Source organism: Kosakonia sp. LAM2021 (assembly GCF_016620385.1).
In the GTDB taxonomy this organism is placed as follows: domain Bacteria; phylum Pseudomonadota; class Gammaproteobacteria; order Enterobacterales; family Enterobacteriaceae; genus Kosakonia; species Kosakonia sacchari.
Map to the genome: position 1 here is coordinate 341,293 of NZ_JAENHT010000001.1, position 11,669 is coordinate 352,961.

The window sequence follows — 11,669 nt, forward strand, 5'->3', positions numbered from 1 at the left end:
TGCGAGCCTTCACGACAAACTGACTGGCCGATAAACCCCCCTCCCGCAAGTGTGTTAGTTTGCGCTCTGGCTTCTGAAACGCAGGGATAGCGATGCCGCATTCATCCTCTTCTACACCGCACGATGCGGTGTTTCGCAAATTATTATCACATGCGCAAACCGCTCGTGATTTTTTCGACATTCACCTGCCAGAGCATTTGATTGCACTGTGTGATCTTTCCACGCTGCATCTGGAATCGGGCAGTTTTGTTGAGGAAGATCTGCGATATTGCTACTCAGATATTCTCTATTCGCTGAGAACGCGCGCTGGCGACGGTTATCTTTATGCCTTGATTGAACACCAAAGTTCACCGGATAAAAATATGGCCTTTCGCCTGATGCGCTATGCCATTGCCGCAATGCAGCGCCATCTTGATAAAGGGCATGGCGAATTACCAGTGGTTATCCCAATGCTTTTTTATCATGGACGCGTCACACCGTATCCGTGGTCGCTACGCTGGCTTGATGCCTTTCAGTTGCCGCAGCAGGCGGAAAAACTTTACACCAGCGCGTTTCCACTGGTGGACATCACCCAACTTGCCGATGCTGAAATTGTGCAACATCGACGTATTGCGATGCTTGAGCTCTTACAAAAACATGTTCGGCAACGCGATATGCTGGAGTTTCAGGAGCAACTGGTCAGCCTGCTGGCGCTGGGCTACACTGGCGGCGAACAGTTGAAGACGTTGCTGCACTATTTGTTGAAAGCGGGTCATACCGCCGATCCGGCAGCGTTTTTAACCGCCATTGCCAGCAGAACCACGGATCATCAGCAAAAGGAGGTGTTAATGAACATTGCACAATTTCTTCGCGAAGAAGGCATGACGTTTGGCCTGAAAAAAGGATTGGCGCAGGGGCGTGCCGAAGGCGTTCGACAAGAAGCGCTGCGCATTGCCAAAGTGATGCTGGAAAAAGGAATGGAGCCCGATGTCGTAGCAACATTAACCGGGCTACCGGCGGAAGTGGTGGAAAAGGTCAGCCACTGAGTACGTTTTCAGAGCAACCCTTTCATCCTTAATGTATTGCGGGTCGCGTCGTTCAGATCGTAGCGATGCAGATCCGCAGGTTTTACCCACGCGTAATCCTGGAATTCGTCATTGATGCTGACTTCGCGATTGGCGCTGACGCAATCAAAAATCAAGTAGATCATATAGATTTGTTCTTTGCTGCCATCGGCATAGGTTTTCACCCGGATATCATCGCGAAACGTCCACGGCGTGATTTCGCTCAGCTCCAGCTTGTCGCCCAATTCTTCACGGATCTCCCGGCGCAGCGCCTCTTCAATCCGCTCTCCAGGCTCCACACCTCCGCCGGATAATGCCCATTGACCGGGAAAAACACCGCGATCGTCGGCCATTTTACACAGCAAATAGGCGCCGTCATTTTGAATCAGTGGGCATACAATCGTCCGTTGTCGCATGGTTAATTCCTGTAGAGTGATGAACACAACGCGCCATGTTAACGCAAGCGCTGATGCTGAAAAATTGACCCCGTCTATATTTACTGACCTTTTTATTCATTCTTCTGACAGAAAAATAAGCGTACAATCAGAGGCTTTTGGGCATCAGGCCCGTTATGTGCGGAAATCAAAAATGAAGAACGTTGCTTTATTAGGTTTAGCCAGCGTGTTGCTGGTCTCTGCTGGGGCGCAGGCCGTGAGTCTGAACGGCCAGATTGGGAAAGATTACACCAACTTTGGTTTTGGTTTGGGTACCGAAACCAGCGGCATCGCCGTGAGCGGTAACTGGGCACACAGTGAAGATGATGGCGATATTGCCGGCCTGGGACTTGGTTACAACATCCCGCTTGGTCCGTTCCTTGCGACCGTCGGTGGTAAAGGCATTTATCTGAATCCGGATGTGGGCAGCGAAGGTTATGCCGTTGCGGTCGGTGGTGGGTTGCAGTGGAAAATCGCCAGTAGCTTTAGCATCTTCGGTGAATACTACTACTCGCCGGATTCACTCTCCAGCGGCGTGAAAGAGTACCAGGAAGCGAACGCCGGGGCGCGTTACACCATTATGCGCCCGCTGACAGTTGAGGCCGGTTACCGCTACATCGACATGACCGGTAAAGAAGGGCGTCGCGACAACGCCGTGGCTGATGGCCCGTATGTCGGCGTCAGCGCCAGTTTCTAATCCCCTGGCGCGGCCTCTGTCCGCGCCCGTTTGTCTCCGTTTTTCCTCTGCGCATGCGCTATAGTGTTTCAACCTCGATTGCAGGAGCTAACGATGTTAAATGTGGAGATGTTATCGACCGGCGATGAAGTGCTGCATGGTCAGATTGTGGATACCAATGCGGCCTGGCTGGCTGATTTTTTCTTTAACCAGGGGTTGCCTCTCACGCGCCGTAACACCGTGGGCGATAACCTTGATGATTTGGTCGCTATCCTGCGTGAACGTAGTGAGCACGCGGATGTGCTGATTGTGAATGGCGGCCTGGGGCCGACCAGCGACGATCTCAGCGCGCTGGCGGCGGCGACTGCCAAAGGTGAAGCGCTGGTGCTACACGAAGCGTGGCTGGCACAAATGGAACGCTTCTTTACCGAACGTGGCCGCGTGATGGCACCGAGTAATCGCAAACAGGCTGAGATCCCGGCCAGCGCCGAACTGGTGGATAACCCGGTCGGTACCGCCTGTGGTTTTGCTCTGCAGCTCAAGCGTTGCCTGATGTTTTTCACGCCGGGCGTACCGTCGGAATTTAAAGTGATGGTGGAACAAGAAATTCTGCCGCGACTGCGCGCACGCTTTACCCTGCCGGAGCCGCCGGTTTGCCTGCGCTTAACCACTTTTGGTCGCTCAGAGAGCGATCTGGCGCAGAGCCTGCAACACCTTCAACTGCCGCCAGGCGTGGTGATGGGCTACCGCTCTTCGATGCCGATTATCGAGTTAAAACTGACTGGCCCGGCAGAACATCGCGCCGCGATGGAAGCGCTGTGGCCGGAAGTGAAACGCGTCGCCGGTGAAAGTTTGATTTTTGAAGGCACCGACGGTTTACCGGCCGCGCTTGCCGCAACCCTGCGGGAACGCCAACTGAGCCTGACGCTAAGCGAACAGTTCACTGGCGGTCTGGTGGCATTACAACTTTCACGCGCCGGTGCGCCGCTGCTGGCCAGCGAAGTGTTACCGTCGCAGGCGGAAGCGCTGGCGCAAAGCGCTCGCTGGACCACCGAGCTGCGCAATCGCCATCTCGCCGGGCTGGCGCTGACAGTGACCGGTCTTGAAGAGGATCATCTTAACTTCGCGCTGGCGACGCCGGAAGGCACCCGCGCCCTGCGGGTGAAATTCAATACTACCCGCCACGGGCTGGTGGTGCGCCAGGAAGTGTGCGCCATGATGGCGTTGAACATTCTGCGCCGCTGGCTGGCGGGCAAAGATATTGCCAGCGATCACGGCTGGATCAATGTGGTGGAAACGCTGTCGGTAGAGTAATCGCTGAGGGTAACGGCATGCCGTTACCCCAATGCATTTGCCAGTAGCGTAATGGGATGTTCACAGCGTTTGCTGGTGGACATCTCAATTTGCCATTTGCAGGTTTCACAATCCGTCACCACCAGATCCGCACCGCTGGCTTCAATTTGCTCGAATAGCGGCGCGCCAATCGCCTGCGATGTTGGGTAGTTTTCGCTTTTAAAGCCGTAGGTTCCGGCAATCCCGCAGCAGCGCGAATCCAGCACCGTCAATTCAAGCCCGGGAATGCGCCGCAGCAGCTCCAGCGTGTAGTGCGTCCAGCCCATTTTTTCCATATGACACGGTGTGTGATAGACCACCTTCAGCGGAGTTTCTTTCAGCGGCAACGCGCGACCTTCGTCAAGCATGCGCCAGATCCAGCGCGTGGCTAAATCGATATGCGAGCGCAGATGGCTGTTATCCACATCCAGCAGGTGAGGATATTCATCGCGCAGCGTAAAAGCGCAGGTGGAAGAGGTAGCGATAACCGGCAATCCCTCCGTGCCGATGGCTTGCTCCAGCGAGCGCACATTAAATTGCGCCTGTTTTTTTGCTTTATCGAAAAAGCCATTCGCAATCAATGGTACACCACAACACTTTTCCCGCTGCAACAACTGTACGCCGATGCCCATATGGTTCAGCACGCGGATCAGATCTTTACCCAACTGGGGATGGTTGTAATTCACGTAGCAACCGTGGAAAAACGCCACCTGCTGCGCAAATGCCTGTTGCTGCGCGGCAATGCTGCGATACCAGCGGCGAAATGTGCCGCTGGAATATTTTGGCAACGTGCGGTGGTGATCGATTTTTAATGCGGTATCCAGTAACTGGCGCACGGGTTTGAGTGATGTTGCCGCATTCACCAGCGGCGCCATTGGTGTTGATAGCGTCCCCATCAGGTCGGTGTGGCTGAGAATGGCATTACGTATGGAGAGTTTTTTCGGTGCGTACTGAGCACGGGCGCGCTGAATAATATCGCCAATTTTCACGCCGGACGGGCAGGCGGTTTCGCAGCGTTTACAATTGGTGCAGTACTTCAGCGCATCATCATACAGCGCGGCGTCTTTTAACCGCAGGCGCTCGCCATCAGGGCCTGCCTGTTTCGGGCCAGGGTAAGCGGGGTTGACGCGGCTGACCGGGCAGGCGGTGGTGCAAACGGTGCATTTAATGCAGCTTTCAAATTGCGTATTGCTCATTGTTCGCCTCCCTGTGCGCTAATTAGCTGTGCGGCATGCAGCGCGGTAACGACGCAAACGCCGCCGCCGCACCCCTGGGCGATGGCATCAAAACCACCCAGCACGGAACCAACCACATAGAGATTGTTCACGGCGTTGCCCTCGCGCAGGCCGTGTAGTTGCGCGTCGGTCTGCACGCCAAACTGCTGCCACGGCTGGCTGTCAAACACATCATCGTGATACCACTCCTGACGCTGTGCGCTTTGCAGCACGTCGAGATCAAACACCGTTTCCCGCACGCGGTCGCGCCCGGCAACCAGCCCGTTACTGAAAAAACTGCCGCTGGCGAGCACCACATTGCGCGCGCGCAGCGGGATATCTTCATGTTTACGCGTCCACACTTGTGTGACTCGCTGGTCGGCGATATCGGCACGCAGTACATCGTCACCGGGCATCCAGTTACCACCGCTGCGTATAAACGCTTGTTGCAGGCGCTGTTGCATGCGCATACCCGGTACGGAAGGCGGCAGCGTGGGCAACAGGCGCAGCGGGCAGGCCAGTTGCTGATTAAGGCGTGTAAAGACGCTGCTGTCTGTCAGACCAAAGCAGGCGGGCAGATAGAGCATCGCGTAGTGCTGGCTTAGCGGCAGCAGCGCTTCGTACAGGGCGTTGTAGTGCTCGGGCGCGTCCAGCAGGCGGGCGATATTCACCGCGCGAAATTCACTGGGGTTGTCGCGCAGCCGATCCAGCAGCGGCAGGTCTATCTCTTCTGCTTGCGCGCCAATACCGCGTTTACGCAGCGCACCTGCCGCAAGCTGCGGCTGGAAATCAAGAAAACCACTGATACCGACTACGCCAGTGTGCTGGTGAATTTCTGTTTTTACCGGCGCTTCCTGCGGGCTAAGCCAGGCGGTGCGGAATGTACCAAGCGGCGTTACGCGCTGGTGCGGCGTATCAACATCGCCCTGTAACGCCAGCCCGCAATCTGCCAGCAGCGTCTGCGCCTGTTGTGCGTAATGGCGAACCTGGTCTGCGCCGAACCGGGCATAAGGGTGATTAGCATGGTGCTGTTGGAGGTGCGCGATGGCGCTATCAAGCGTATCGATAGGTTGACCGTCGGGTAAATGCGAAAGCAAATCCAGCGAGCCGGAAGAGAAGCTCAGAGCACTCTGCCCGCGGCTGACAATGGCGCAGCGCTGGCCGCTCTGCGCAAGACGGATCCCGCACACCAAACCGGCCAGCCCGCCCCCGATAATAACCGTATCAAATCTCATCTTCCGCCTCCTTTTCCAGACCACACAATCCCTGATAAACCCAGCGAGTGAATTCACTTTCCCGCAGCGCATCGCCCCAGGCGACGGGTTTAACGCCTTTCCAGCGCTCATTAAGAAAACCGGCCAGTTGGTGCAGCGATTCACTTTCGGTCGTGACATGCATGCGGTTAAGCAACCCGGCTGCACGGCAGGCGCACAGTTCACCCTGGCAAGTGCCCATCCCGACGCGTGTGCGGCGGCGCAAATCTAGCAGCGAATGGACATTGAGGTTTTCGACCGCGTACTGCACTTCACCGGCAGTGACGGCTTCACATTCGCAAACCAGACTGCGGTTATGTCTGTCGCTACCAAGCCAGGCTGGCGTACGATCACCATGGCGATAGACCGCCGAACCGCGTAGCGGCGTCGGCAGAGAGATGATTTTTTTGAGCGCCTGTTCGGTCGGCTCGCGGGAGCCAGGCAGCGGCGCGGTGGCGGTGGTGCAAGGAGCATGATGATTGAGCTTGCGACACACGGCATCCGTCGCCCATTCGGCCATCAGCCGGTAGGTCATCAGCTTGCCGCCGGTAATAGTGATAAAGCCTTCCAGCCCGTCGCGCTGCGCGTGATCCAGCAACACAATTCCCCGGCTGACATTGCGCCCGCTCGGGTCATCATCGCTGGCGACCAGCGGTCGCACACCGGCGTAAGCACGCAGGATGCGCGTTTTCGCCATTACCGGTGCCAGTTTTTCCCCTTCACGCAGCAGAATATCCACTTCGTCAGGCGTGACGCGCAGGTTATCGATGTCGGCGTAATCAATGTGTGTTGAGGTAGTGCCAATCAGGGAAATCGTGTCGCCTGGCACCAGAATATCGGCGTCCGCAGGTTTGCGGCAGCGGTTGATGACGTGCTGATTAATGCGATGATCAAGGATCAGCAGCGCGCCTTTCGCCGGGAACATCCGGATCGACAGGTCGGCATATTCGGCAATGCGCTGCCCCCAGATCCCGGCGGCATTCACCACCACTGGCGCGTGGAGTTCCTGGGTTTCGCCACTGGCAGGGTGATATAGCCGCACACCGCTCACCGTGTCGCCATGGCGGATCAGACCACACACTTCGTGCCCGGTGAGGATTTTGGCGCCGTGCTCGCGCGCGTCCAGCATATTGCTGGCGGTGAGGCGGAAAGGATCCACCGTGCCGTCCGGCACACGCACCGCGCCGATTAGCGCCGGATTGACGCTTGGCTCCATGCGTAGCGCCTCCTGCGGTGAGATGGCCTGCGCCGGTATCCCCGCTTGCAGACAGGCGTCAATAAACTGGCTTTGATACACCAGGTCATCTTCCGGCAGGGTAATAAACAGGCCGTCTGTCGGTTCGATACAGTGGCGGGCGATGCGTTTAAGGATCTGGTTTTCGGCAATACATTCACGCGCTGATTCGTTATCGGTCACCGCGTAACGCGCACCGCTGTGCAGCAGGCCGTGGTTGCGGCCGGTCGCGCCGGTGGCGATATCGTGGCGTTCAAGCAGAACCACACGCAATCCGCGCAGGGCGCAGTCGCGAGCAATGCCTGCGCCGGTCGCGCCGCCGCCGATAATAATCACATCGTAGTCACTGGAGTTGCGCATGTTCGCGTCCTTCTGGTCGACGTTCCTTAGCAACCATTTAGCCATACTATGATTGTGGTTTGTTTGATATCGCGCATATTCGAGCAAAAAACGAAAGTGAAACGCGCTTTCATGCGTGAAGTTAGATGTTTGTCATGTTTCTGTAACAATACCTGCGACAACTCATTCACTCTGGTTAAAACTTTCACTACAATCCGCCGCGAATAACTCTGGTTATGTTCGTTTTCACTCATTAATGAAAGATATGAGTCTTACCGCGCCACGGAGGCCGCTATTATGTTGAGTATTTTTAGACCTGCCCCCCATCAATCGCGTCTGCCCGATGCGCAAATCGATCCGTTGTACCGGCGGTTGCGCTGGCAGATTTTCCTCGGGATCTTTTTCGGTTATGCCGCCTACTATCTGGTGCGTAAGAACTTTGCGCTGGCAATGCCGTATTTAGTCGAACAAGGCTTTTCCCGTGGCGATCTGGGGTTCGCGCTGTCCGGTATCTCCATTGCCTACGGCTTTTCGAAATTTATTATGGGTTCGGTGTCTGATCGCTCGAATCCGCGCGTTTTCCTGCCCGCCGGGTTAATTCTGGCGGCGGCGGTGATGCTGTTTATGGGCTTCGTGCCGTGGGCAACCTCAAGCATCATGGTCATGTTTGTGCTGCTGTTCCTGTGTGGCTGGTTCCAGGGGATGGGCTGGCCGCCGTGTGGGCGTACCATGGTGCACTGGTGGTCGCAAAAAGAGCGTGGCGGCATTGTGTCGGTATGGAACTGCGCGCATAACGTCGGCGGTGGCATCCCTCCGCTGCTGTTCCTGTTGGGGATGGCGTGGTTTAACGACTGGCATGCGGCGCTGTATATGCCCGCGTTCGGCGCGATTCTGGTGGCGATTTTGGCCTTCGCACTAATGCGCGACACGCCTCAATCCTGCGGTTTACCGCCGATTGAAGAGTACAAAAACGATTACCCGGATGATTACAGCGACAAACACGAAGAAGAGTTGTCCGCAAAGCAGATTTTCATGCAGTACATCCTGCCGAACAAACTGCTGTGGTATATCGCGGTAGCGAACGTTTTTGTTTACCTGCTGCGCTACGGCATTCTCGACTGGTCGCCGACCTACCTGAAAGAGGTGAAACACTTCGCGCTGGATAAATCCTCGTGGGCCTATTTCTTCTATGAATATGCGGGCATTCCCGGCACGCTGCTGTGCGGCTGGATGTCGGACAAAGTCTTCCGCGGAAACCGCGGCGCAACGGGCGTGTTCTTTATGACACTGGTGACCATTGCGACTATCGTTTACTGGTTGAACCCACCGGGTAACCCGAGCGTGGATATGGCCTGTATGATCATCATCGGCTTCCTGATTTATGGCCCGGTGATGTTGATTGGTCTGCATGCGCTGGAGCTGGCACCGAAAAAAGCGGCGGGTACGGCGGCGGGCTTTACCGGCTTGTTTGGCTATCTTGGTGGTTCTGTCGCCGCCAGCGCCATTGTCGGTTATACCGTTGATTTCTTCGGCTGGGATGGTGGCTTTATGGTGATGATTGGCGGCAGCATTCTGGCGGTTTTACTGCTGGTTATCGTGATGATTGGCGAAAAGCGTCACCATGCCGATGTGCTGGCGCGTCGTAGCTAACTGGGAGCACTGATGAAAACCACTTTCACCCGTATGACCTCAAGCCTGCTGCTGGCAGGCGCGCTAACCAGCCAGGCGCTGGCCGCCGATAAAATCGTTATCGCCCACCGTGGCGCCAGCGGTTATTTGCCGGAACATACCTTACCGGCGAAAGCGATGGCCTATGCGCAGGGGGCAGATTTTCTTGAACAAGACCTGGTGATGACCAAAGACGACCAGTTGGTCGTCTTGCACGATCACTATCTCGACCGCGTAACGGATATCGCGGAGCGCTTCCCGCAGCGCGCGCGTAAAGACGGGCGTTACTACGCCATCGACTTTACGCTCGACGAGATCCGCTCGCTGAAGTTTACCGAAGGGTTCGAGCTGGAAAAGGGCAAGAAAGTGCAGGTCTATCCGGGGCGTTTCCCGATGGGTAAATCCGATTTCCGCATTCATACGTTTGAAGAGGAGATCGAGTTTGTGCAGGGGTTAAACCACTCTACTGGCAAGAACATCGGTATTTATCCGGAGATCAAAGCGCCCTGGTTCCACCATCAGGAAGGGAAAGACATTGCCGCAAAAACGCTGGAAGTGCTGAAAAAGTACGGTTACACCAGCAAGCAGGATAACGTGTACCTGCAATGTTTTGACGTCAATGAGCTCAAGCGCATTAAGAAAGAGCTGGAACCGAAGATGGGGATGGATCTTAAACTGGTGCAACTGATTGCGTATACCAACTGGAATGAAACGCAGGAGCAGCAGCCGGACGGTAAATGGGTGAATTACAGTTACGACTGGATGTTCAAACCCGGCGCGATGAAGCAAATCGCGCAGTATGCCGACGGCATCGGTCCGGACTACCACATGCTGGTGGCGGACGGTTCAAAACCGGGTAACGTTAAGCTAACGGCAATGGTTAAAGAGGCGCATGCCAGCCATTTGCAGGTCCATCCGTTTACCGTACGCGCGGATCAGCTTCCACCGTACGCCAGCGATGTGAATCAGCTCTACAAGGTGTTGTATCAGCAGGCGGGTGTCGATGGTTTGTTCACCGATTTCCCGGATAAAGCGGTACAGTTTTTACAGCACAAGTAAAACAAAAGGGCCTGTGAAGGCCCTTTTTTACATCTCGATTTCGATATCGCCTTTCGCCCGGCAGCAACAGGGCAAAATTTCCCCTTCGTTGATAAAGGCCAGCGGCTCGGCAATCCAGTCAACCTGGCCTGCCACCAGACGACAGCGGCAGGAGCCGCAGTAGCCTTCGCGGCACTGGTACTCAACTTCCACCTGGTGCGATTCCAGCGCCACCAGCAGGGAAGGATGCTCATCCTGGCACTGTACGTGCATGCCGGAAAGGCTAAGCGTCACACGGCTCATCAGAGCTGGAAGCTACTCAGATCGTCGGTGTCGACTTCAGAGTCGATCTGACCGACCAGATAGGAACTCACTTCCACTTCCTGCGGCGCCACCTGGACGTTATCGGAAACCAGCCAGGTGTTGATCCACGGAATCGGGTTCGAACGGGTCTGGAACGGTAAGTCGAGACCGACTGCCTGCATGCGGATGTTGGTGATGTACTCAACGTACTGGCAGAGAATGTCTTTGTTCAGGCCGATCATCGAGCCGCCCTGGAACAGGTATTCCGCCCACTCTTTTTCCTGTAATGCCGCCTGCACGAACAGGTCATAGCACTCCTGTTTGCACTCTTCGGCGATCTCGGCCATTTCCGGGTCATCAACGCCGGAACGCAGCAGGTTCAGCATATGCTGGGTGCCGGTCAGGTGCAGGGCTTCGTCACGGGCAATCAGGCGAATGATTTTGGCGTTGCCTTCCATCAGCTCTCGCTCGGCGAAAGCGAAGGAGCAGGCGAAGCTGACGTAGAAGCGAATCGCTTCCAGCGCGTTCACGCTCATCAGGCACAGGTAGAGTTTTTTCTTCAACTCGCGCAGGCTGACGGTCACGGTTTTGCCGTTGACGTTGTGCGTGCCTTCTCCCAGCAGGTGCCAGTAGCTGGTCATTTCGATCAGCTCGTCGTAGAAGTGCGAGATGCCTTCCGCGCGTTTGAGGATCTGCTCGTTGGTGACGATATCGTCAAACACCACCGCCGGATCGTTAACGATGTTGCGGATGATGTGGGTGTAAGAGCGCGAATGGATCGTTTCTGAAAACGCCCAGGTTTCTACCCAGGTTTCCAGTTCCGGGATGGAGATCAGCGGCAGTAACGCAACGTTCGGGCTACGACCCTGAATGGAATCCAGCAGCGTCTGGTATTTCAGGTTGCTGATAAAAATGTGCTTTTCGTGTTCCGGTAGCGCCTGGAAATCGATACGGTCGCGGGAAACATCAACTTCTTCCGGACGCCAGAAGAAGGAGAGTTGTTTCTCAATCAGCTTTTCGAAAATGTCATATTTTTGCTGATCGTAGCGCGCCACGTTAACCGGCTGACCGAAGAACATCGGCTCCAGCAACTGATCGTTTTTCGTCTGTGAAAAAGTGGTGTATGCCATGGAAT

The 11,669-nt window shown here is 55.7% G+C and carries 11 protein-coding genes; 5 read left to right on the forward strand and 6 right to left on the reverse strand.

Annotated features, from left to right (window positions below; genetic code table 11):
• The first annotated feature begins 92 nt into the window (after positions 1-92).
• Complete coding sequence (locus JKP81_RS01610; protein ID WP_200550354.1) at positions 93-1,025, forward strand: Rpn family recombination-promoting nuclease/putative transposase; 933 nt, start codon at positions 93-95, stop codon at positions 1,023-1,025.
• 8 nt (positions 1,026-1,033) lie between these two features.
• Here the strand turns inward: JKP81_RS01610 and nudI are convergent, their stop codons facing one another.
• Complete coding sequence (nudI, locus tag JKP81_RS01615; protein WP_200550355.1) at positions 1,034-1,459, reverse strand: nucleoside triphosphatase NudI; 426 nt, start codon at positions 1,457-1,459, stop codon at positions 1,034-1,036.
• A 172-nt stretch (positions 1,460-1,631) separates the two neighbouring features.
• Between nudI and JKP81_RS01620 the strand changes: the two genes are divergently transcribed.
• Positions 1,632-2,174 (forward strand): YfaZ family outer membrane protein, encoded by a 543-nt coding sequence (locus tag JKP81_RS01620; RefSeq protein ID WP_017458576.1) that lies wholly within the window; start codon positions 1,632-1,634, stop codon positions 2,172-2,174.
• A gap of 93 nt (positions 2,175-2,267) precedes the next feature.
• Positions 2,268-3,467 (forward strand): nicotinamide mononucleotide deamidase-related protein YfaY, encoded by a 1,200-nt coding sequence (locus JKP81_RS01625; RefSeq protein WP_200550356.1) that lies wholly within the window; start codon positions 2,268-2,270, stop codon positions 3,465-3,467.
• A gap of 23 nt (positions 3,468-3,490) precedes the next feature.
• Here the strand turns inward: JKP81_RS01625 and glpC are convergent, their stop codons facing one another.
• From glpC to glpA, 3 genes are read right to left on the reverse strand one after another with little or no spacing between them, the layout of a single operon-like run.
• Entirely contained in the window at positions 3,491-4,681 is a 1,191-nt protein-coding gene (gene glpC / locus JKP81_RS01630; protein WP_200550357.1) for an anaerobic glycerol-3-phosphate dehydrogenase subunit GlpC, read from the reverse strand.
• On the reverse strand, positions 4,678-5,934 hold the full coding sequence (gene glpB, locus JKP81_RS01635; protein WP_200550358.1) for a glycerol-3-phosphate dehydrogenase subunit GlpB: 1,257 nt from the start codon (positions 5,932-5,934) through the stop codon (positions 4,678-4,680). The genes glpC and glpB overlap by 4 nt, the downstream gene beginning before the upstream one ends.
• Positions 5,924-7,546, reverse strand: coding sequence for an anaerobic glycerol-3-phosphate dehydrogenase subunit A (gene glpA / locus JKP81_RS01640; protein WP_020454505.1), 1,623 nt, complete (start codon positions 7,544-7,546; stop codon positions 5,924-5,926). Before glpA ends, glpB begins: the two co-directional genes overlap by 11 nt.
• A gap of 276 nt (positions 7,547-7,822) precedes the next feature.
• On the opposite strand from glpA, the gene glpT reads away from it, so the two are divergent.
• Together glpT and glpQ are read left to right on the forward strand one after the other, a co-directional pair.
• Complete coding sequence (gene glpT / locus JKP81_RS01645; protein ID WP_200550359.1) at positions 7,823-9,175, forward strand: glycerol-3-phosphate transporter; 1,353 nt, start codon at positions 7,823-7,825, stop codon at positions 9,173-9,175.
• A 12-nt stretch (positions 9,176-9,187) separates the two neighbouring features.
• Positions 9,188-10,252, forward strand: coding sequence for a glycerophosphodiester phosphodiesterase (glpQ, locus tag JKP81_RS01650; protein WP_200550360.1), 1,065 nt, complete (start codon positions 9,188-9,190; stop codon positions 10,250-10,252).
• A gap of 27 nt (positions 10,253-10,279) precedes the next feature.
• Here the strand turns inward: glpQ and yfaE are convergent, their stop codons facing one another.
• Together yfaE and nrdB are read right to left on the reverse strand one after the other, a co-directional pair.
• On the reverse strand, positions 10,280-10,534 hold the full coding sequence (yfaE, locus tag JKP81_RS01655) for a class I ribonucleotide reductase maintenance protein YfaE (RefSeq protein WP_200550361.1): 255 nt from the start codon (positions 10,532-10,534) through the stop codon (positions 10,280-10,282).
• On the reverse strand, positions 10,534-11,664 hold the full coding sequence (nrdB, locus tag JKP81_RS01660) for a class Ia ribonucleoside-diphosphate reductase subunit beta (protein ID WP_200550362.1): 1,131 nt from the start codon (positions 11,662-11,664) through the stop codon (positions 10,534-10,536). Before nrdB ends, yfaE begins: the two co-directional genes overlap by 1 nt.
• Positions 11,665-11,669: the final 5 nt, after the last annotated feature.

Coding starts and splice junctions, on each gene's coding strand:
- JKP81_RS01610 (WP_200550354.1), top strand. CDS start 93: ATGCCGCATTCATCCTCTTCTACACCGCACGATGCGGTGTTTCGCAAA.
- nudI (WP_200550355.1), bottom strand. CDS start 1,459: ATGCGACAACGGACGATTGTATGCCCACTGATTCAAAATGACGGCGCC.
- JKP81_RS01620 (WP_017458576.1), top strand. CDS start 1,632: ATGAAGAACGTTGCTTTATTAGGTTTAGCCAGCGTGTTGCTGGTCTCT.
- JKP81_RS01625 (WP_200550356.1), top strand. CDS start 2,268: ATGTTAAATGTGGAGATGTTATCGACCGGCGATGAAGTGCTGCATGGT.
- glpC (WP_200550357.1), bottom strand. CDS start 4,681: ATGAGCAATACGCAATTTGAAAGCTGCATTAAATGCACCGTTTGCACC.
- glpB (WP_200550358.1), bottom strand. CDS start 5,934: ATGAGATTTGATACGGTTATTATCGGGGGCGGGCTGGCCGGTTTGGTG.
- glpA (WP_020454505.1), bottom strand. CDS start 7,546: ATGCGCAACTCCAGTGACTACGATGTGATTATTATCGGCGGCGGCGCG.
- glpT (WP_200550359.1), top strand. CDS start 7,823: ATGTTGAGTATTTTTAGACCTGCCCCCCATCAATCGCGTCTGCCCGAT.
- glpQ (WP_200550360.1), top strand. CDS start 9,188: ATGAAAACCACTTTCACCCGTATGACCTCAAGCCTGCTGCTGGCAGGC.
- yfaE (WP_200550361.1), bottom strand. CDS start 10,534: ATGAGCCGTGTGACGCTTAGCCTTTCCGGCATGCACGTACAGTGCCAG.
- nrdB (WP_200550362.1), bottom strand. CDS start 11,664: ATGGCATACACCACTTTTTCACAGACGAAAAACGATCAGTTGCTGGAG.